Here is a 21484-nt window from a genome sequence, read left to right on the forward strand (position 1 = left end):
TATTTTGATAGCCTAAGAGGCCTTTTTGTTCTTATCTTTTTCTTGTTCAGGTAGTGTAATGGGCTGCAATGCCAAACGCTGACGGTAACGTACCCAACGCTCCTGCAGGCTACTTGCTGTTTTAGCTGGTTTTTGCTCAACTACAGGCAAAGCCATAAAGGTCGCCTCCTGAGCCGGATCGAATAACATAGCGGTGCACAGGCAGTTGCTGCGGTTCTTGCTTTGCAGAATCTCAAAGTTCACGCAGCTTTGGCAGCCTTTCCAGAATGCTTCATCATCTGTCAGTTCAGAATAGGTAACTGGTTTGTAGCCCAGGCCTGAGTTGATCTTCATGACTGCAAGTGCCGTCGTTAAACCAAAGATCTTAGCATCCGGGTATTTGGTGCGCGACAGTTCAAAAACCTTTTGTTTGATCTGACGGGCAAGGCCGCTTTTGCGAAGTTCAGGAGAAACGATAAGGCCGGAGTTAGCCACGTATTTGCCGTGTCCCCATGTCTCGATGTAGCAGAAGCCTGCCCATTTTCCATCCGGGTGTAAAGCAATCACAGCTTTTCCTTCCGTCATTTTCAGGGCTACATATTCGGGTTTACGCTTTGCTATACCGGTGCCCCGTGCCTTAGCAGATGCTTCCATTTCATCGCAAATCGTTTGCGCATAACCTATGTGGCTTTCATTTGCCACAACAACTATAAAGTCCGGTAAATTGGTCATCAAAATCTAATGTAGAATACTTATGGCTGCACCAACAGCCTGTTGTGCTAAAACCGAGATAATACAAGTGCCTTGAGCTGCCTTTCGAAAAAGCTGAGCTTACGCAATGTGATCTATAAAATAATTAATGGTTGGGAGGCAGGGTTACCGCATAGGCGACCCGAGAAGATGTCGGCCTAGGGCCTGCACCTGAATGTAGAGAAAGCGCACCTGAAAACTGCCTTACAAACACGGGCAGAAAAAGTCGCACGCTTATTGGCAGCGTGTTTTATCGATGGCTCTGTGCCAGATAAAAGGACCTTTTTTTTCATTTTTAAAAAACTGTATAAAAAAGCTTTAGCGCTGTTTTACTGCCAAAGCGGTGCAAATGTTTTCACTAAAAAATGTGTTTTGCAAGAATTAATCCAAAATTCAATTAAAAATTATACACTATATAAATTTGTTATAGTTTGTTGCATTGCCAGAAGTTATAGTGAACAAATTGCCTTATATGCTTTAACTTGCAGCTTTTCTGCTTTACATGATGAAGAACCTGAATCTGCCGGTGATGATCGGCATCTTATTCTCAACCATCGGGCTGGTAACCTTGTTTTTGATGGGCCAGGCCCTGACCGCAGCTATCTGGCTTAGTTTTGGAAACGGGCTTATACTTACCAGCCTGCGTTTTAACCGTGTGAATGAGTTTGGAGGAATGGAACAGCAGCCTGTGCCAAAAGCAAGACTATATACCGGGATTTTCCTGATTGTACTGGCTGTTATCTTATTGCTATTGCAGATTATACAGGATCTGCAGCAAACCGCACCTCAGAGCTAGATCCTGTTCTGTAAAGTAAGCGTTACTGAGTAAGGCGTAGTGTTGCGTTGTAAAGTGAGCTTTAGCTGATGACCGGGCTTGCCCTCCAGTAAATTCAGAATGTTATTCAGATCCAGATCATAGCAGTGTTTGCCGTTTATTGTCATCAGTTGGTCCCCCGGTTTAATGCCAGCTTCTTTTGCTGCTGAGTTTTCCGAAACGTTAGAAACGACATACACATTATATCCGGGCATGGGTGTACTGACTTCAAAACCGGCAATGTTATAGCTGAAAGGCTGCTTATATTTCCGGTTAGGTAGTAGCACCAGGCGATTGTGCGGATAATCGAAAATAACCGTAAAGCGCTTCAGAATATCAGAGCCAAGGTTACCGTTCCGGTTTGCGATATTGAGTGCAACCTTAATCGCCTGCTCATCGGGGTAAGAAGCCGGCAAGTTCTCGAACTGGTGCCGGCCAAGCGACATACTGTTTATCCGCCCTATCTTTCCGTGTATATCTCCGCTTAAGCCGCGACCCAGGTAGGCCTCCATTACTTTAGGTGGTAATTTCAGTTTATCGTTGGTAGGCAGGTATAACGAAAGCGAATGGCTGGCCCCCGTGTCAACTACCAGTTTTACATTTAAAGAATCACCATTGTATTGCCGCACCTTGGCATACACGTAGGCTTTGCAATCTTCTATAGACAGCTCCTGTACTTCTGCTCTCTTACTGATCCTGAGTTTTGTATCCGGTTTGTAAAGTGTAATAACCTGCGTGTTATAGTTGATCTTAACTATAAAATTTTTAAAAATATCATACCCGATTATACCATGCACAGGCATTCCCATCCGGGTGGAGAGGTTAAAGATATCTTCCAGCAACACATATACTTCGTGGTTCACGCCTTCAATGCCACGCAGGAACATATTATTCCCGCTGGAGATAAGTGCCTCCAGCTCAAAACCCTGTCCCAACCCCTGCACGGTTATTTTGCGGGAATTATTGAGGCTAAGGCTGTCAGTAAAGTTTAGCTGTGTAATTAAAGTGCTGTTAACGCCGGAATCGAGGATAAAATTGAGCGGTTTGGAGTCGTTAATTTTTACTGTTATTACAATGAGGTTATGTACCAGCTTAAATGGGATCTTGATCTTTTTAGCATTCCCTGTAAAGTAAGCAGTATCCTGAGGAATAGTCTGCCCCTTAGCTTCCGGTTGTAACAGAAAGCAGCTTAAAAGACAAAGCAACACCGGGTAGAATGCTTTTGCCATAGCAGGGAGTTTGCATGTAAAAGACTAAGACTCTTTAAGATACGTAACTGAACTATAGACAGATAATAAATATACTGAATTTGGGATAAATTTATATTAATCGGCAACAGTTAGTTGTTATTTGTTTCTATAATTGTCCTAAATCCTTGGTGTACAGTAGTTCTGGTTCACAACTATAGCATTGACTTGTAACTATTTTTCAGATGCTGGACCAACTATCATCTGCTTATAAAAATCAGTCACATTTAGGAGTATACTATAGCCTGCAAATGCATGTATAATATGAATTCAGATAATAGGACTCACCTAATAAATTAAATTAAAAACTGTATTCAGCGTAGAAAAAAGCAGGCCCATTTTGTGAAGACATTTTGCACGAAACTAATCAATTAAAATCATCCTTTAAAACTACTAAAGCCTGTATTATGTCAAAAATCTATGTTTTAAGGCCTTTTTTGATTATCTTCCATTAGATCAGGCGTTGACAGCAAGTTTTAAATTTATATTTTATAAAGAAATGCATTTTATCAGTCTCCCTATCTTTAACAACTAGAAACGAACTATAGCAGAAGACAAAACCGAACAGCTACCATGCCCGAACATTACGTTAAACTTCCTGATATCTATAGTTCAAAATTCAAGGTGTTATCAGATTCCTGCAATACGTAAATCTCAATTACCAACGTATATCCTACTAAAAACAACTAAGCAAAATGGCAGAAAACAGCAGTCTACACTACAACGTCTACACGCCTGAGAACAGCACAGGTATAAACCGGGATGAAATACTGGATTTCCTTTTTAAGCATTTAGATGAGTATGGTGATAAACGCGAAGATATTGCCAAATGTGTGGATTATGCCCTGTCTGCTGCTGAAGGAAAAGGTGGCGCTGTATTGGAAGCACGCGAGGACGGTAAAGTGGTAGGAGCACTTATCCTGAACAACACTGGTATGAGTGGTTATATACCCGAGAACATACTGGTTTATGTGGCTGTACATAGCAACCAACGTGGCAAAGGCGTCGGGAAAAAGCTGGTGCAACTGGCAACTGAAACCGTATCGGGCAGTATAGCCCTGCACGTTGAACCTCAAAACCCGGCCCGGCACCTGTACGAGAAAATGGGCTTTACAAACAAGTATTTAGAGTATAGACTACAACGATAAACTATGGCAGTTTTAAAGCTGTACCGTGACAGATTACAACACAATTACAACCACCTTGATTCGGTGTTTAAGGAGCATGGCATAGACTGGGGAATTGTTACCAAACTGCTGTGTGGCGAAGAAAAATTCCTGGAAGAAGTACTGGCATTAGGCGTTAAAGAGATACATGACTCGCGGGTAACAAACCTGAGAGCAATTAAGAAAGTAGCGCCCGATGTGCAGACCGTTTATATAAAACCTGCTCCCAAAAAAAGTATTCCGGAGATAATAGAATTTGCCGACGTAAGTTTCCAGACGGAGTTCGAAATCATAAAGCTGCTTTCAGCAGAAGCAACCCGACAGAAGAAGCTGCACAAGATCATTATTATGATTGAGATGGGCGACCTGCGCGAAGGCGTAATGGGCGAAGAACTGGTTGATTTTTATGAGAAGGTATTTGAGCTGCCCGGCATTTCTGTAATTGGTTTAGGAGCTAATTTTAATTGCCTGCATGGCGTTATGCCAACCCGCGATAAGCTCGTTCAGCTAAGCCTTTATAAGCAGATCATCGAAGCTAAATTCAATAAGAATATCCAGTGGGTTTCGGGTGGCACATCGGTAACTATACCGCTTCTCTTCACGCATCAGTTACCTAAAGGTATTAACCATTTCCGTATCGGCGAGGCACTTTTTTTCGGGCTTAACCTCTTTACAGGCGAAACATTTGAAGGCATGCATGATGATGTATTTGAACTATGCGCGGAGATAATTGAGCTGACAGAAAAGCCCATGATCCCTGACGGCATACTGGCAGAGAACCCCAGTGGAGATAACTATGAAATTGATGAGAGTCTGTACGGCAAAACCTCTCACCGGGCCATACTGGATATCGGTTTACTGGATGTGAACCCAAAGTTCCTGATCCCAAAAGATGAACTGAGCGTAGTTGGGGCAAGTTCGGATATGCTGGTGGTAGAGCTTGGCACAAATGACAAGAACTATAAAGTTGGTGATGTGCTGCAATTCAGCCTTCGGTATATGGGTGCGCTTAGTATTTTAAACTCGAGGTATATTACCAAAGAGATCGTAAGTTAATGCAAATCTGTTCCAGCTAAAATTTTCTTGTTTATATTTGCCGGCCAGTTGCGTATAACTCAGCTGTAAATTATATAAACTGCAAAGTACATGCACTACAACGAGTACGAAGATCTGATAAATAATAACAGAAAATGGGTGGCCGAAAAGCTCGAGACTACCCCCGAGTACTTTAAACAACTGGCGCAGGGCCAGAAACCCCCTTTCCTTTACATCGGATGCTCTGATAGCCGGATGCCTATCTCAAGTTTTACCCGCACCGAACCCGGAGAGCTTTTCATACATCGTAATGTGGCAAACCAGGTGTCGCTGACGGATATGAACCTGCTTGCTGTGCTGGAGTATGCCGTAGAAGCGCTGGATGTACAGCACATAGTTGTCTGTGGGCATTACTGCTGCGGTGGTGTTGAGGCTGCTTACAAAGGAACAGCGACCGGTGTGGTGGAGAACTGGGTTAGCCCTATCCGCGACATTTACATGCAGAACCGACAGGAAATAGATAACCTGCCAACTGAAAAAGACAGGTTACAAAAGCTGGCCGAACTGAATGTTATAGCACAGGTAAAAAACATCTGCACTACCTCAGTTATGCACCGCGCTTACAAAACCGTAAAATACCCTACCGTCCATGGTTGGGTCCTCGATATAGAACACGGCTATATTAAAGACCTGAAATTGCCTGTTGCTGAGTGGCAGGGATTGGGTATTATGCCTTAAAAATCAACTATAGATCTGCTACTATAGCGCATTTTATGAACCTGTTCAGGAGTTATAGTTTATGAATGGCAACCCGGGTTGCCTGAACTATAGCTTTAACCCTAATCCGTATTATAACTTGAAAGGTTTGCAGCTAACTGAACTATAGTTTGCTGCAAACTTTTCAACTATAGGCCGGGCAATTAATATAGTTGAACTTTGAGGTTTAGGCACTGGCACGGTATTGCAGAAATGGCCTTACAGATTCTGAATATGCTTTATGCGCTTCAACGGAAGTGATGACGTGATCGGGATATAGCAGCGAAGTTAACTTCCCGCCAAATACACAGCCTGTATCAATGTTTATGGTATTGTTGCGCCAGCAGGGTTCATACACCGGTGTGTGGCCATAAACAACTATAGCATGGCCGGTATACTTTGCTGCCCAGTCCAGGCGTACCGGTAAACCATGCTGATCTGTTTCGCCGGTGGTTGGGCCATATAAACAAAGGTCGCGTACGGAGCGGTTGTGCCTGCCATGTAGGTGTTCAGCCAGGCCGGCATGTGCAATAACCAACCGCCCCTCGTCCAGCAAAATATGATGCGGAAGATTAGCCAGAAAATCCCGAACCCGTAGTATAAAAGCTGCACTACAATGGCTTAGCTGTTCCATGGTAAACTCCAGCCCATGTCGTACCTGTACGTTTCTGCCAATCAGTTTCCGGTATAGTTTATCATCATGATTACCACTTACACAAAAAGCCTGTTTCGCTTCCACCATATCCATTACCAGGTGTAATACCTTAGGTGAATCAGGACCACGATCTACCAGATCTCCGACAAACACCGCCTTATGGTTAGCAGGAGGCGTAACGTTGAACCTGCTTTCCTTTTTATCAAAATTTACCTGATAGCCAAGCTGCTGAAGTAACTCTACTAACTCATCAAAACAGCCATGCACATCCCCGATAATATCAAAAGGGCCATGTGCCGTTGTATGCACCAGGTATCCGCTTAAATCCTTTATCTGAGCCATTCTAATTTTCTCCTTCAAACTAAACTATAACTGAAAATACGGTGGTCAGGTTTATGCTTATCGGTTAAATTTATACAGAAACAGGCTTTATTTTATAGATTTTGAACTTAACCGTTACAACGTTTACTTTTGCAGTAGCGTTAACCTGTCTCTGATAGCCTATATCTATTTCATGTCTTACCTCAAGAAGTATAAATTACCGTTGCTCTGGTTGCGCCGCCACACCTCCAGCCGCGACTTTATGCTTATCTCCAGTGCATTGGTTGGCTTCACGGCAGGTATGGCTGCAGTTATCCTCAAAACAATAGTGCATTACCTGTACATCATGCTCGCTTATGGTGGCCGCTTGTTCGACCGACCGGTGCTGCTTGTAGTGCTCCCGATCATTGGTATTTTGTTAACTGTGGTAGTTGTGCAGCTGTTTTTTAAGGGAAAAGTTGAAGGCGGAACAGCTGGTATTCTTTACAGTATTGCCCAAAAGTCAAGTATCGTCAGGCGTAGTAAGATGTATTCTTATGTGATTACCAGCGGCATTACGGCAGGCTTTGGTGGTTCTGCTGGTCTGGAGTCCCCTATTGTGGTTACAGGCTCTGCTATCGGCTCTAACTTTGGTCGTTCCTATCACTTAAACTACCGCGAACGAACACTTTTACTTGCCTGTGGTGCAGCAGCCGGTGTAGCAGCTGTGTTTAATGCGCCGGTTGCCGGGGTGCTTTTCGCTGTCGAGATCCTGCTTACAGATATAAGTATTGCTGCCTTTATACCATTAATGATAGCCGCTGTAGTGGGTACGCTTTGCTCCACGCTCACGTTAGATGAAGATCTGCTCTTTTATGTAGGGAATGTGGAAGGGTTTAAAGCTGGCAATATTCCTTTTTACATGCTGCTGGGTGCACTTACCGGTCTTATCTCGGTTTACTACACCCGAACAGTACACTGGATAGAGAACATATTTGAGCCGCTGTCAGGGAATGTATACAAACGCGCTTTGATAGGTGGTTTATGCCTGGGTTTGCTGATCATGCTGTTTCCGCCTCTTTTCGGCCAGGGCTATGAATCGATAAAAATGCTGCAGCGCGACCATGCAGATCTATTGCTGGAAGACAGCTGGCTTAACTTTTTTGGAACCAACGAGTGGCTGATAGTAGGCTTTACGGGAGCCCTGGCACTGGTGAAAGTAATTGCATCTACGCTCACGATGGCCTCCGGTGGTAAGGGTGGCAACTTTGGCCCTTCTATGTTCGTGGGTGCATTTGCTGGCTTCTTTTTCTCGAAATTGATTAACCTCACTGAACTGGGAAATGTGCCCATCCATAGTTTTACAATGGTAGGCATGGCCGGCATACTGAGTGGTGTGATGCATGCACCGTTGATGGGTATTTTCCTGATAGCTGAAATTACAGGTGGTTATACTTTAATGATCCCGCTGATGGTTGTATCAGCTACATCGTACGCGGTAGTAAAGTATTTTGAGCCTTATTCCCTGGAAGCAAAGAAGCTCGCGCAAAGAGGCGAACTGTTAACGCACAACAAAGACACAACCGTATTGCGCATCATGAAGATCAGGCATTTGATCGAAACCGAATTTCAACCTGTAAGCCCCGATGCAACCTTGCGCGAACTTGTAGAAGTAATAGCCCATTCCCGACGCAACCTCTTCCCGGTAGTAAATACAAAAGGAACACTTGAAGGAATCATACTGCTGGAAGATATCCGGGAGATCATGTTTAAAACCGACAAATATGATCTTGTGAAAACCAAAGAGCTGATGGTAAAGCCTCCTGTACTGGTACAGCACGATGATAGCATGGCGGAAGTAATGAAGAAATTTGACGAGTCCGGTGCCTGGAATCTACCCGTAGTGGAAGGCGAGAAATACCTTGGCTTTGTTTCTAAATCAAGCATTTTCACCAAGTACAGAAAGCTCCTGATCAAAACCACTAACGTTTAAGAATACATAGTTTTGACAGTTGCCTGTTAAGCGCAACTATAGTTTTGATTTACAGATGGTTTTAACCTCTGCCTTGTTTTTCGTACCTTAGAATTAGCCTGTAAACCAACTATACCTGTCATGCAGCATAAAGAATTATCAGACCTTTCAGAACTTGTAAAACTCCGCCAGGAACTTCACAAGTATCCCGATCTTTCAGGTCAGGAATCAGAAACAGCAGCACGAATTGTAAAACATCTGCAAAACTATAATCCGGATAAAATTTATACCCAGTTGGGAGGTACCGGTGTTGCAGCTGTTTTTTATGGCGAAAAACCCGATGGCCCTACCATACTCTTCAGAGCTGAACTGGATGCACTGCCAATTGTTGAAACGAACGAAGATCTAAACTATAGATCTGTAAGAGAAGGCACCAGTCATAAGTGCGGTCACGACGGGCATATGGCCATACTTACGGCCTTAGGAAGTTTACTTCATCAGAAACGGTCAGCAAGTGGAAAAGTAATTTTACTCTACCAACCTGCCGAGGAAACCGGAGCAGGTGCCTGGGCTGTTTTGCAGGACTCCCGGTTTGAGACAGGATTAAAACCTGATTATGTATTTGCATTACATAACATACCCGGTAAGCCCATGCACCAGGTTATAGTTCGGGAAGATGTCTTTGCGCCAGCTTCGACAGGTATGATCGTGGAATTACACGGAAAATCATCTCACGCAGCTGAACCTGAAAACGGCCTAAATCCGGGGTTGGCGATGGCTGAAATTATAGTTGCGTTTAATGAAATCATCAGCAATAAAGAGCAGTTCCAGGACCTTGCATTACTGACGGTGATACATGCACGATTAGGAGAAGTTGCTTTTGGAACAAACCCGGGTTTTGCAACCGTTATGGCAACACTTCGCTCCTACCAACCTACTGATATGCAGCGTTTAAAAGAACTTACGCAGCAATGTGTGCAGCAAATAGCAGCTAACTATAAGCTTACTTATAACATCAGTTTTATAGAAGATTTTCCGGCCACTGTTAACCATTCGGATCAGGTGCAATCAATTCGGAAAGCGGCTGCAAACCTCGAACTTGATGTGCAGGAAGCCGTACAGCCCTTCAGGTGGTCAGAAGATTTCGGCCATTTTACAGCCAGGTATAAAGGTGCATTTTTCGGACTTGGTTCTGGTACCCAGCAACCGCAACTGCACCATGCTGATTATGATTTTCCGGACGAACTTATACCAACTGGCGCGGCCATGTTCTACGGCATCATTCAGCAGATCCTGAATAAATAACGCAGTATGTTCCATAGCTCTTACATTGAGATCAGCAGAACCGCTTTACAAAACAACATCAATTTTATAAGGAATGAGATCGGGCCGCAGGTGCGCTTATCTTCTGTGGTTAAAGGCAATGCGTACGGCCACGGAATTGAGCAGTTTGCTTCATTAGCCCAGGAATGTGGTGTAGATCATTTCTCTGTTTTCAGTGCCGACGAAGCGCTGCGCCTGCATCAGTCGCTGCCCCGGCCAGCAACCACGCTGATAATGGGTTATATTGACGATCCTGAGCTGGAATGGGCAATTCAGAATGACATAGAATTCTTTATTTTTGAACCCGATCGGTTGACCAAAGCCGCTGAGGTTGCCAGGAAGCTCGGTAAAAAAGCAAAGATCCACCTGGAACTGGAAACCGGTATGAACCGCACCGGTTTCGATAAAGCCACGTTAGCACAGGCTAGCAAGCTACTGGATGATAAAAAAGAAGATGTAGAGTTAATAGCTATTTGCACACACTTTGCAGGAGCTGAAAGTTTCCAGAACCACGAGCGTATCCTAACACAGCAACAGAATTTCCAGGATTTACTAAAACAACTGATCAACTCCGGACACACTCCCAACCAATTACATTCGGCCTGTTCTGCTGCAATGATTTCATATCCCGAAACGCATATGGATATGGTTCGCATCGGCATTATGCAGTATGGCTTTTGGCCTAGCCCGGAAACGTATAGTCATTATTTTAGCCAGCATTCGCTTAAAAAAGACCCCTTGCGTCGCCTCATTAACTGGAAAAGCCGCATCATGAGCCTTAAGTCTATTTCTAAAGGCGAATATGTAGGATATGGTAGCTCGTATCAAACACCGCGCGACATGACACTGGCTATAATTCCGGTTGGTTATGGCTGGGGTTACAGTCGCTCGCTCAGTAACCAGGGCAAAGTACTTATAAAAGGAGTTCGCACTGCTGTAGTAGGCATTGTAAACATGAACGTGATGATGGTGGATGTAACAGATATTCCTGGAGTGCAGAAAGACGATGAAGTAGTATTGCTCGGCTCACAGGGCGATGAAAGCATAACCGTTGCCTCCTTTGCAGAACTTAGTACACAGCTAAACTATGAGTTACTTACACGCCTTCCATCCAATATTCCACGCCTGGTAATCGATTAAACTATAGCTTTCAATACACCCCAGCATATAGTTGCACAAGCTTAATCAAATACAGAAAACAGTTAAGTCTGTTCTTACTCGCTATAGTTTTAGATGGCGTAAAGTTGACTAATCTCTTATTGTTTAGCAGGCTTAACAGGAACTATATCCTCTCATTTAAATATTTCGAAGGGCTTTTAAATAATAATAAAAACAACTACTTTTATGAACAAACGTTCATTCATAATATGAAAGTCACACAGGAGAAGCGCGAACAAAGTATTAACACAATGGTAGACACTGCCTTAACCCTGTTTTCTGAGCAAGGCTACGATGCTACTTCTATCAGAACCATAGCCCAGCGTGCAGGTATTTCCCTGGGATTGATGTACAATTATTTTAAAAGCAAAGAAGAACTGCTGGTTGAGATTTGCAGAAGAGGCGCTTCAGATGTTCGTGTTTCGTTTGAGCAGGTATCTCCTGAATGGCAAAAAATGTCAGCTATAGAACGGCACATCCGCCAGACAGTAAAGATTCTGAAAGAGAAAAAAGATTTCTGGAAGTTAATACATGGTATCAGAATGCAGTCTGAAGTGGTGCAGCGACTGAGTGCAGAAATGAAAGAACAAACAGCTTACGTAGAAACACAGATCAGGCAGAACCTGATTGAGGCGGGTATTCCTTTTCCGGAGCTGGAAGCAAAACTTTACTTTGCCTCTTTAGACGGGCTTGCACAGCATTATTTACTCCACGATAATTATCCGATTGATGATGTAGCCACCTTACTCATTATGAAGTATAAAAGATAATGCTGCTTTGAGGTTAATTTAACAGGCTGCAACTATAGATCAAGTAACTATGAACTCTCCGAAATGGCTCGACCGAATCCTCTATCCTTTTGCACACCATACGCTTGATTTACCGGCAGGCAGAATGCATTATGTAGATGAGGGTCAAGGTGATCCGATTGTATTTGCGCATGGCACGCCCACCTGGTCGTTTGTGTGGCGACAACAAATAAAAGCTTTAAGCCGGAACTTCCGCTGCATTGCCGCTGATCATCTTGGCTTCGGCTTATCTGCTAAACCGGCTGACTTTGCATACACTCCCGAAGCGCATGCCGATAACCTGGAGCAGCTTATCGAGCATTTGCAGTTAAAGAATATTACATTGGTGGTACATGATTTTGGTGGCCCGATTGGTTTACCGTACGCACTGCGTCACCCTGAAAACGTAAAAAATCTGGTGATCCTGAATACCTGGATGTGGAGCTTGGAAGAAGAGAAAAAGATCATGAAGATAAGCCGGTTTATGGCTGGAGGCGTGGGCAGGTTCCTGTACTTACAGTTAGGTTTCTCCGCTAATTTTCTGCTCCCACAAGGCTATCATGAGAGCAAACACCTTACTAAGGATATCAAACTACATTACCAGAAACCTCTTTCTACATCAGAGAATCGCATAGGTACCTGGATGTTCGCCAAAGCCCTGCACGAGTCTGCTCCTTATTTTGAGGAACTATGGCAGCAGCGCGATAAACTGCGAACTATAAAAAAGCTTTTTGTATGGGGCGAGAAAGATAAACTTTTACCGGTACACTTTTTAGAACGCTGGCAACAGGCATTTCCGGAAGCTAAAACTATAAAATATAAGGCTGGTCATTTTGTGCAGGAAGAACGCGGTGGCGAAGTGGCCGATGCGATCGCTTCCTTTATCAGAACCGCAGTTTAAGGTTGATTGAACACACTTGTTAGGCAGGAAAGCTATCCTCCTAATTCGAATTCATCCGATTAAGTCTGCGGTTCCTGGGTTATTTCTTCTGATGACGCTCCTTCAGTACAGCCACCACATCGGCCAATTCCAGTCCGGACGCAGACAGAAGTACAAGTAAGTGGTAAAGCAGATCAGCAGCTTCGCCTTTCATGGTATCGGTTTTGCCAGCCACAGCATCAATCACAGTTTCAACGGCCTCCTCTCCTACTTTCTGGGCTATTTTGTTCACGCCCTTATCAAACAGGAAATTGGTATATGAACCTTCTAACGGTGAAATCTTCCGTTGATGAATCACTTCCTCCAGTTGCGCAATAAACTGTATAGCTATTACTCTTTTCGCTGAGGCTTCTTCCCCAAAGCAGCTTGTGCTTCCGGTATGACAAGTCGGGCCGCTTGGTTTCACTTTTATCAGCAGCGAATCGTTATCGCAGTCTTCTACTATAGTTACTACCTGCAACGTGTTGCCCGAAGTTTCACCTTTGGTCCAGAGGCGGTTTTTGGATCGGGAGAAGAAGGTGACCAGCCCCTCCTGCTTTGTTTTCTCCAATGCTTCCTGGTTCATGTAACCCAGCATCAGCACCTGGCTGGTCTGCTCATCCTGTATAATTGCGGGAACTAGTCCGCCCATTTTATCAAAATCCAACATCTTATAGTTAGAAAGTTTAGAAGTTAAAAAGTTAGAAGGTTGTCCTCTAATTTGGCGCGAAAATCATTTTCATGCCTTACTATAGACGCGAATCTGATATTCGCTTTTATAAATTGACACAGAAGTAACTTCCGAGCCAGTTCAATTATATCCTTTCGTCCACGCCCTGGGTTTTCAGGAAATGCTTTAAGTCTGGAATATCCAGTTCGCGGAAGTGAAACAGACTAGCAGCTAAGGCAGCGTCAGCATTTGCTAACTGAAAAGCGTCTGCAAAGTGCTGCATTGTTCCGGCCCCACCTGAGGCAATAACAGGAACAGATACCGCTTCAGAAACTGCCTTGGTAATATCCAGCGCGAAGCCGGCTTTGGTACCATCATTGTTCATGCTGGTCAGTAAAATTTCTCCTGCTCCCAGGTCCACTACTTTTCTAGCCCAGTCTATAGTTGCGTGTTCGGTTTCTATAGTTCCGGCGCGGGTATACACTTTCCAGCCGCTGGCATCGGTATATTTTGTGTCGATGGCAACGGTAACGCACTGACTGCCGAAATGCCTTGCCAGTTCTTCTACCAACTGCGGATTTTTAATGGCTGATGAATTGATAGAGACCTTGTCGGCACCGTTCTGCAACAGCACTTCCACGTCTTCTACAGCACCAATGCCACCGCCTACGGTAAACGGAATATCGATGTGGCGTGCAATGTCGCGAACCAGTTCAGCAAAGGTTTTGCGACCCTCGTTGGTGGCTGTAATATCCAGGAAAACAAGTTCGTCAGCTCCTTGTTGTGCATACCATTTCGCCAGTTCCACCGGGTCGCCGGCATCGCGGATATTCTCGAACTGCACGCCTTTTACACAACGGCCATCTTTAATATCGAGGCAGGGAATAATGCGTTTGGTTAACATATAAATCGCGCTAAATCTTTTAATGAAATGGTGCCTTCGTAAATGGCTTTGCCGATGATGGCTCCTTTTACGCCAATTTCCTGCAGTTCCTCCAGGTCGGCTATAGTTGTCACGCCGCCACTGGCAATAATATCTGCTTCTGGCAACGTTAATTTAAGGTGGCGGTAGGTGTTAATGGATGGCCCCTGTAGTTTGCCGTCTTTGCTTACATCGGTGCAGATAAACAGCCTCGCTCCTGTTTGTACATACCCCGAAATAAAGTCCTGTAGCGGGTACTTGCTCTCTTCGGTCCAGGCACTGATGGCAATATTGGTCCCTTTAAAATCTGCTCCGATGATGATCTTTTCAGGACCGTACTTTAACAACCAGCTTTTAACTGTTTCAGGTTCGCGTACCGCTATACTTCCGGCCGTGATCTGCGCAGCCCCCGCATTAAAAGCCTGTTGCACCGCCTCATCCGCCTGCAAACCACCACCAAAATCTATAGTTAGTCCGGTATTATTAGCTATCGTTTCCAGTACGGCCAGGTTCACAGGCTTTCGGGCCCGGGCACCATCCAGATCCACCAAGTGCAGTCGTTTAATGCCACTGGCTTCGAATCGTTTAGCTACCTCCAGCGGATTGCTGTCATAGGTGGTTTGCTGGGCAAAATCGCCTTCTGTCAGGCGCACACATTGGCCGCCGATCAGGTCTATGGCTGGGATGATCTCCATCATATGGCAAGGAAGTTTTTAAGTATCTGAGAACCGGCAGCTCCGCTCTTTTCGGGGTGAAACTGCGCTGCATAAAAGTTTTTATAGTTGAGAGCCGCCGAAAAGGGCTCTGGGTAAGAAGTCTGGGCAATCGTATACTCACTTAAAGGCACATAATAGCTGTGCACATAATAGGCGTACTCCTTCTCCTGCAAACCATCAAACAATGGCGACTGTAGTTTCTCCAACTGGTTCCAGCCCATGTGCGGTACTTTCAGCTCTGTTTCGAAATGTTTTACGGGCAGCGGAATGATGTTGAGTAGCTCAGTGTCGCCTTCTTCGGAGTGCTGGCACAGGAGCTGCATGCCCAGGCAAACACCAAAAAACGGTTGTTCCAGCGTTGGCAGCAACTTATCCAGGTTGCGAGCTCTTAGTTGTGCCATTGCCGAAGCTGCCTGTCCCACACCCGGGAAGATCACTTTATCAGCAGCTTTTATAGTTTCGGCATCGGCGCTCAGCGTGGCCTGCACACCCAGCCGTTCCAATGCAAACTGCACTGACTGCACATTGCCAGCTTTGTAATCAACTATAACTAGATTCATTTAGTTAAAAGTTAAGAGTTAAAATCCTGGCGCGAAAATCAATTTCGTGCCTTACTATAGTTGCGAATCTGAGATTCGCTTTTATATTCCTTCTACATAAAGTCTAAAGCTTAATCCTGTTAATATTTTAATCCTGTAAATCCTGATTCAGACAAAAACAAAAAAGCCTGACTCGTTTACGGAGTCAGGCTTTCTGGATATATACGATTATAGTTCTATCTAATCCACAGGCATACGGCTCCGAAACTGTTGCTTCGTGCATGATGATGGTGCATATGAGTCATTGTGCCTTTCATTGCTTCAAATATACGTGATCTATCGTTTAGTAACTACAAATTCCTGATTTCTCTTTGACAAACTATAGTTTCAGATTGTCGGCAATTCGTTTAAATTTGAAATATGAAAAAGATAATGATACTGGCTGGTGTGTTTGCTGTAAGTATGGTGCAGGCACAACAGCGCATGACGCCTGAATTGCTCTGGAAACTGGGCCGGGTGTCGGCAGAAACTATAACACCAGACGGTAAGTCGGTGATCTACGGCGTAACCAATATTAACATGGAAGAGAATAGCGGCGAACGTAACCTCTACTCTATTCCTGTAACCGGTGGCCAGCCTACGCAAATTACATCTACTAAAGGTGGCGAAAGCGTAGTACACATCGATAAAGCCGGAAATATAGTTTACCTTCATAAAGGGCAACTATGGCAATTAACCGGTGGCAAAGGCGAGCCAAAACAGCTGACCAATTTTGAAGGCGGACTGAGCAACGTGCGCTTCTCTCCGGACGGCAAGCATGTGCTGTTTTCGCGCGAGGTAGAAGTAAAGAAAATGCACAGCACTGATATTTATCCGAAGCTTCAGAAATCAAATGCTTACGTGTACGATGACCTGAACTACCGCCACTGGGATACCTGGGAAGATGGGAAGTTTCAGCACGTTTTCTTTGCTACTTACAACGATGGAAAGATCGGGACACCAACCGATATTATGAAGGACGAGCCTTTTGATGCGCCACAAATGCCATTTGGCGGATCAGAAGACATTATCTGGGGCCCTGATAGCAAAGCCATACTTTATGTAAGTAAGAAGAAATTTGGTAAAGATTACGCCGTTAGCACCAACACGGACATTTACCGTTACGACATTGCATCTGGTAAAACGACCAACTTTACGGATGGCAACAAGGGCTACGATACCAATCCTGCTTTCTCGGGAGATGCTTCTAAACTGGCATGGTTAGCCATGGATGAAGACGGCAATGAAGCAGACCAGAACGAGCTGATGGTGCAGGACACCAAGTTAGGTAAAAAGTACAACCTTACCAAAGACTGGGACGAAACTATAAACTCTTTTACCTGGAGCAAGGATGGCAGCAGGATCTGGTTTGTAGCACCTACCAAAGGCACCATACAACTATATGAAATTGCTCTGCCAAAGAACCTGGACAAGTTCTCGGCTAAAAACATCAGGCAGGTAACCAAAGGCCAGTTCGATGTGAACGGTATTGTAGGCCAGTCGGGTAACAACCTGGTAGTTTCTCGTACCGACATGAACCACGCGCCGGAATTATACCGCTTAGAAACCAAGTCTGGTAAACTAACGCAGCTGACAACAGTTAACAACGAAGTTTATAGCAAACTTGCGCTGAGCAAAGTGGAGCCTCGCGTTACTAAGGCCAGCGATGGGAAAGAACTTTTCTCGTGGATAGTATATCCGCCGGATTTCGATCCGAACAAGAAATACCCAACCTTACTTTATTGCCAGGGCGGTCCGCAGTCGGCTTTAACACAGTTCTACTCTTACCGCTGGAACCTGCAACTGATAGCAGCACAAGGCTATATTGTGGTTGCTCCGAACAGGCGCGGTATGCCAGGGCATGGCGATGACTGGAACCGCCAGATCAGCGGCGACTGGGGTGGCCAGCCAATCCGTGACTACCTTTCTGCAATTGATGATGTAGCCAAAGAAGCTTATGTAGATAAAGACAGACTGGGTGCAGTTGGTGCCAGCTATGGCGGTTACTCTGTATTTATGCTGGCAGGCCTGCACGATGGCCGTTTCAAGACATTCATCGCCCATGACGGTTTGTTTGATATGCGCAGTTGGTATGGCACAACAGAAGAAATGTTCTTTGCAAATAACGAACTGAAAGGTCCTTACTGGGATACGAAATCGCCGAAGAGTTACAAAGAGTTTAACCCAAGCGAATATGCCAGCAAATGGAATACACCGATCCTAATTGTACAGGGTGGTCAGGACTTCCGCGTAGGTATTGAGCAAGGCTTACAGGCATTCCAGTTAGCCCAACTGAAAGGCATTAAGAGCCGCTTGTTATATTTACCTGATGAGAACCACTGGGTACTGCAGCCGCAGAACGCTATAGTTTGGCAGAGTGAGTTCTTTAAATGGCTCGACGAAACGCTGAAACCTACCAAAAACTAAACTATAAAAAGCCCGGTGTGATAAGTACCGGGCTTTTTTATTGCTTTAGTTTGATTGTCTTTCAAAGTGTCACCTTGAAAGCAGGACCGTTCTATTCTCTTTTTTGTCATCCTGAAAGAATCTTGTGGACCTAGGGCGAGAGCTTAACCTTACTTTCTCCAAGTTTCTTTACAGAAAGACAAATTTTACGCTTACTCTATTGTTGGATTTGCAATTCAATTGGGCCAGAGGCCCCACTATAGTTCGTCACGAGCGAAGACGCTCGCGCCATAAATCCGATCATCGAATAACAAAACTAAAAACTCTCCCGCAAACTATAAGCCTGGCGCATGCGTCTGATCAACCTTTCTGATTCTTTAAAGTTTACCGTCTGTTGTCCATCCGAAAAAGCTTCTTCCGGCTTCTGATGGGTTTCATAGATCACGCCATCAGCACCGGCCATTACCGCTGCCAACGACATTTCTTCCACATAATCACGCAGTCCAATGCCATGCGACGGATCAACTATAACCGGTAAGTGCGTTTTAGCTTTCAGTACAGGTACAGCATTCAGGTCAAGCACATTGCGGTAAGCATTTTCATAAGAACGGATTCCGCGCTCGCACAACATGATCTTTTCATTTCCATTCGAGAAGATGTATTCTGCGGCCTGCAGCAACTCTTCTATAGTTCCGGAAATGCCACGCTTCAGCAGCACAGGTTTTTGCGCAGCACCTAAGGCATCCAGCAGGTTAAAGTTCTGGCTATTACGCGCTCCTACCTGGAACACATCTACATAGTCAATCATCTCCTCGATCTGCGAAACCTGCATCACCTCAGTAATGATCTTGATCCCATTCTCGCGGCAAATACGGTGAAACAACTGCAGACCTTCCAGCCCCAGCCCGCGGAAAGCATATGGTGAGCTGCGTGGTTTGAACACGCCGCCACGCATGATCTTCACGTTATTTTCCACTAAATGCTGCACCACCAGCTCGATTTGCTTCTCGCTTTCAATCGAACACGGACCAGCCATGATACTGAATTGCCCTTCTCCGATTATGACACCATCTCCCAGGTCAATGCGCGTCGGCTCTACTTTCCACTTGCGCGAGATTAACTTATACTCGTCCGACACCCGGTGAATATCAGCTACGCCTGGTAATTGGCCAATTGTTCGGATATCGAAATCCTTCTTGCCGATGCCAACTATATAATGGCCTTCCTGCGTCTGGACTTCGTTGCCTTTAAAACCAACTTCCTTAATTTGCTGCAGGATATTTTCTTTCAGTTCAGCAGGTATACCTTGCTGTAATTGTATGATCATGCTTCTTGTTTAATGCTTTGGATGAATGTCTGGATATTTTGCTGCAGGCTGCCTTCCTGAGCCAGTGCTTTAATAAAGGCGCTACCAATAATGGCTCCGCTTGCATGGTTGCAGGCTTCGGTAAAAGTTTCGTGGTTATGTATGCCGAAACCAATGATGCCCGGATTTTGAAGCCCCATCTGAGACACTCGTTGGAAATAATCAGTATTAGCTACTGCGTTGCCATTAGTGCCACCTGTTACTGATGCAGACGAAACCATATAAATGAACCCATCAGTATGGCTGTCGATCTCACGAATGCGCTGCTCTGTTGTTTGAGGCGTTATCAGGAAAACCATACTCAGGTGATGCTGCTCGAACAGGCCTTTGTATTCCCGCACATAATCAGCTAAAGGCAAATCAGGAAGTATGATACCATCTATACCAATTTCGCTGGCTTCACTGCAGAATTTCTCCACACCATATTGCATCACCGGATTCAGGTAGCCCATCAGCACCAGCGGAATTTGGGTTTGCTGACGTATGTCTTTTAACTGCTCAAACAGCTTCGGAATGGTCATGCCATTGCGCAGGGCAACTTCACTGCTCTGCTGTATAGTTGGTCCGTCGGCTAAAGGGTCCGAAAAAGGCATCCCAATTTCTATCAGGTCCACACCATTTCTCTCAAGCTCTAGAATGGTCGGGACCGTATCTTCTAAATTCGGATAGCCAGCTGTAAAGTAAACCGATAGCAGCTCCTGTGGCTTTTGCACGAAAAGGGTTTTGATTCTATTTTCCATGTAGCTCAAATCTGTCTAAGTAGGTGTTTAAATCTTTATCGCCACGACCTGACAAGTTCACAACTATAGTTTCGTCAGGCTTAGCTCCGATTCTGCCAAGTGCGGCCAGGGCGTGTGCGCTTTCCAAAGCCGGTATTATTCCTTCCAGTCTGGTAAGTTCCAACACTGCCTGTAGTGCCTCATCGTCAGTTATACTCTCAAAAATGGCTCTGCCGGATTGATGCAGGTGCGCATGTAATGGTCCGACTCCCGGATAATCCAGGCCAGCAGAAATAGAATAGGGTTCTGTTACCTGCCCGTCTTCTGTCTGCATCAGTAAAGTGCGGCTTCCATGTATTATTCCTTCACGACCCAGTACCGACGTAGCGGCCGACTCACCGGAATCTATGCCTAAACCGGCTGCTTCGACGGCTACTAATTTTACTTCCGGGGTATCTAAATAATGATAAAAAGCGCCAGCTGCGTTGCTCCCACCACCTACACAAGCCACCACATAATCCGGATTCTCGCTTCCGGTTTTCTCTTTCAGCTGCGCCTTAATCTCTTCAGAAATCACAGACTGGAAACGGGCTACCATGTCCGGGTATGGGTGCGGTCCAACCACTGAACCGATGATATAATAGGTATCTTCTGGGTTGTTGATCCAGTCGCGGATGGCTTCGTTGGTGGCGTCTTTCAGGGTTTTACTCCCGCTAGTAGCAGGCACTACCGTAGCGCCTAACATTTTCATTCTGGCTACATTAGGTGCCTGACGTTGAATATCTACTTCACCCATGTAAACTATACACTCAAGGCCCATCAGCGCACAAACTGTAGCCGTTGCCACACCATGCTGGCCGGCACCGGTTTCAGCAATGATGCGCTTCTTACCCAGTCTTTTTGCCATCAGTACCTGGCCAACTGTATTGTTGATCTTATGTGCACCAGTATGGTTCAGGTCCTCGCGTTTGAGGTAAATATTGGTGTTATATTTTTCAGAAAGTCTTTTAGCAAAGTAGAGCGGCGTTGGACGACCGACATAATCTTTCAGCAGAGACTGCATCTCTTCCTGGAAATCCGGCTCCTGCATAATCAATAGGTAATTCTGGCGCAGCTCCTCCACGTTTGGGTAAAGCATTTCGGGAATGTAAGACCCGCCAAATCTGCCATAGAACCCATTTTCGTCAACTGTGTATTTCATATTTCATTTAATTATGAATTAGAAATTAAAAATTAGAAATGGTA

At 45.0% G+C, this 21484-nt stretch carries 20 protein-coding genes; 10 read left to right on the top strand and 10 right to left on the bottom strand.

Annotated features, from left to right (window positions below):
• Window positions 1-12 precede the first annotated feature (12 nt).
• Window positions 13-711, bottom strand: coding sequence for a GNAT family N-acetyltransferase (locus tag KYK27_RS06735; protein ID WP_199109288.1), 699 nt, complete (start codon window positions 709-711; stop codon window positions 13-15).
• Window positions 712-1231: 520 nt separating this feature from the next.
• On the opposite strand from KYK27_RS06735, the gene KYK27_RS06740 reads away from it, so the two are divergent.
• Window positions 1232-1525: a hypothetical protein gene (locus tag KYK27_RS06740; RefSeq protein ID WP_233150324.1), complete on the top strand. Its 294-nt coding sequence runs from the start codon at window positions 1232-1234 to the stop codon at window positions 1523-1525.
• Here the strand turns inward: KYK27_RS06740 and KYK27_RS06745 are convergent.
• On the bottom strand, window positions 1522-2772 hold the full coding sequence (locus KYK27_RS06745) for an aspartyl protease family protein (protein ID WP_199109289.1): 1251 nt from the start codon (window positions 2770-2772) through the stop codon (window positions 1522-1524). The genes KYK27_RS06740 and KYK27_RS06745 overlap by 4 nt on opposite strands.
• A gap of 713 nt (window positions 2773-3485) precedes the next feature.
• On the opposite strand from KYK27_RS06745, the gene KYK27_RS06750 reads away from it, so the two are divergent.
• From KYK27_RS06750 to KYK27_RS06760, 3 genes are all read left to right on the top strand, one after another.
• On the top strand, window positions 3486-3938 hold the full coding sequence (locus KYK27_RS06750; RefSeq protein ID WP_199109290.1) for a GNAT family N-acetyltransferase: 453 nt from the start codon (window positions 3486-3488) through the stop codon (window positions 3936-3938).
• Window positions 3939-3941: 3 nt separating this feature from the next.
• The gene (locus KYK27_RS06755; protein WP_199109291.1) at window positions 3942-5012 is read left to right on the top strand and encodes an alanine racemase; all 1071 of its coding nucleotides are present in this window, start codon (window positions 3942-3944) and stop codon (window positions 5010-5012) included.
• Window positions 5013-5102: 90 nt separating this feature from the next.
• Window positions 5103-5729, top strand: a complete 627-nt coding sequence (locus KYK27_RS06760) for a carbonic anhydrase (RefSeq protein WP_199109292.1) — start codon at window positions 5103-5105, stop codon at window positions 5727-5729.
• A 205-nt stretch (window positions 5730-5934) separates the two neighbouring features.
• On the opposite strand, the gene KYK27_RS06765 is transcribed toward KYK27_RS06760, so the two are convergent.
• Window positions 5935-6744, bottom strand: a complete 810-nt coding sequence (locus tag KYK27_RS06765) for a metallophosphoesterase (RefSeq protein ID WP_199109293.1) — start codon at window positions 6742-6744, stop codon at window positions 5935-5937.
• A 172-nt stretch (window positions 6745-6916) separates the two neighbouring features.
• On the opposite strand from KYK27_RS06765, the gene KYK27_RS06770 reads away from it, so the two are divergent.
• The 5 genes from KYK27_RS06770 (at window position 6917) to KYK27_RS06790 (ending at window position 12844) form a co-directional block, all read left to right on the top strand.
• A complete protein-coding gene (locus KYK27_RS06770) occupies window positions 6917-8695 on the top strand; it encodes a chloride channel protein (protein ID WP_199109294.1) in 1779 nt (592 codons plus the stop codon).
• A gap of 120 nt (window positions 8696-8815) precedes the next feature.
• Window positions 8816-9979: an amidohydrolase gene (locus tag KYK27_RS06775; RefSeq protein ID WP_199109295.1), complete on the top strand. Its 1164-nt coding sequence runs from the start codon at window positions 8816-8818 to the stop codon at window positions 9977-9979.
• Window positions 9980-9985: 6 nt separating this feature from the next.
• Window positions 9986-11137 (top strand): alanine racemase, encoded by a 1152-nt coding sequence (alr, locus tag KYK27_RS06780; RefSeq protein WP_199109296.1) that lies wholly within the window; start codon window positions 9986-9988, stop codon window positions 11135-11137.
• Window positions 11138-11364: 227 nt separating this feature from the next.
• Complete coding sequence (locus KYK27_RS06785) at window positions 11365-11925, top strand: TetR/AcrR family transcriptional regulator (protein WP_199109297.1); 561 nt, start codon at window positions 11365-11367, stop codon at window positions 11923-11925.
• Between the two features lie 49 nt (window positions 11926-11974).
• Window positions 11975-12844 (top strand): alpha/beta fold hydrolase, encoded by an 870-nt coding sequence (locus KYK27_RS06790; protein ID WP_199109298.1) that lies wholly within the window; start codon window positions 11975-11977, stop codon window positions 12842-12844.
• Between the two features lie 79 nt (window positions 12845-12923).
• Here KYK27_RS06790 and hisIE read toward each other — a convergent pair whose 3' ends face one another.
• The 4 genes from hisIE to hisH all read right to left on the bottom strand — a co-directional run bounded on the left by hisIE (window position 12924) and on the right by hisH (window position 15730).
• The gene (gene hisIE, locus KYK27_RS06795; RefSeq protein WP_199109299.1) at window positions 12924-13532 is read right to left on the bottom strand and encodes a bifunctional phosphoribosyl-AMP cyclohydrolase/phosphoribosyl-ATP diphosphatase HisIE; all 609 of its coding nucleotides are present in this window, start codon (window positions 13530-13532) and stop codon (window positions 12924-12926) included.
• Window positions 13533-13677: 145 nt separating this feature from the next.
• Window positions 13678-14436, bottom strand: coding sequence for an imidazole glycerol phosphate synthase subunit HisF (hisF, locus tag KYK27_RS06800; RefSeq protein WP_199109300.1), 759 nt, complete (start codon window positions 14434-14436; stop codon window positions 13678-13680).
• Window positions 14430-15152, bottom strand: coding sequence for a 1-(5-phosphoribosyl)-5-[(5-phosphoribosylamino)methylideneamino]imidazole-4-carboxamide isomerase (gene hisA, locus KYK27_RS06805; RefSeq protein ID WP_199109301.1), 723 nt, complete (start codon window positions 15150-15152; stop codon window positions 14430-14432). Before hisA ends, hisF begins: the two co-directional genes overlap by 7 nt.
• Window positions 15149-15730 (bottom strand): imidazole glycerol phosphate synthase subunit HisH, encoded by a 582-nt coding sequence (gene hisH / locus KYK27_RS06810; RefSeq protein ID WP_199109302.1) that lies wholly within the window; start codon window positions 15728-15730, stop codon window positions 15149-15151. Before hisH ends, hisA begins: the two co-directional genes overlap by 4 nt.
• Before the next feature lie 399 nt (window positions 15731-16129).
• Between hisH and KYK27_RS06815 the strand changes: the two genes are divergently transcribed.
• Complete coding sequence (locus KYK27_RS06815; protein ID WP_199109303.1) at window positions 16130-18175, top strand: LpqB family beta-propeller domain-containing protein; 2046 nt, start codon at window positions 16130-16132, stop codon at window positions 18173-18175.
• Between the two features lie 295 nt (window positions 18176-18470).
• On the opposite strand, the gene KYK27_RS06820 is transcribed toward KYK27_RS06815, so the two are convergent.
• Genes KYK27_RS06820 through trpB form a run of 3 tightly spaced genes read right to left on the bottom strand, consistent with a single transcriptional unit; the run spans window position 18471 to window position 21440 of the window.
• Window positions 18471-19481, bottom strand: coding sequence for a bifunctional 3-deoxy-7-phosphoheptulonate synthase/chorismate mutase (locus KYK27_RS06820; RefSeq protein ID WP_199109304.1), 1011 nt, complete (start codon window positions 19479-19481; stop codon window positions 18471-18473).
• Window positions 19478-20260, bottom strand: a complete 783-nt coding sequence (gene trpA / locus KYK27_RS06825) for a tryptophan synthase subunit alpha (RefSeq protein WP_199109305.1) — start codon at window positions 20258-20260, stop codon at window positions 19478-19480. The genes KYK27_RS06820 and trpA overlap by 4 nt, the downstream gene beginning before the upstream one ends.
• Window positions 20250-21440, bottom strand: coding sequence for a tryptophan synthase subunit beta (gene trpB / locus KYK27_RS06830; protein WP_199109306.1), 1191 nt, complete (start codon window positions 21438-21440; stop codon window positions 20250-20252). The genes trpA and trpB overlap by 11 nt, the downstream gene beginning before the upstream one ends.
• Window positions 21441-21484: the final 44 nt, after the last annotated feature.

It is taken from the genome of Pontibacter populi (assembly GCF_019336435.1).
GTDB lineage: Bacteria > Bacteroidota > Bacteroidia > Cytophagales > Hymenobacteraceae > Pontibacter > Pontibacter humidus.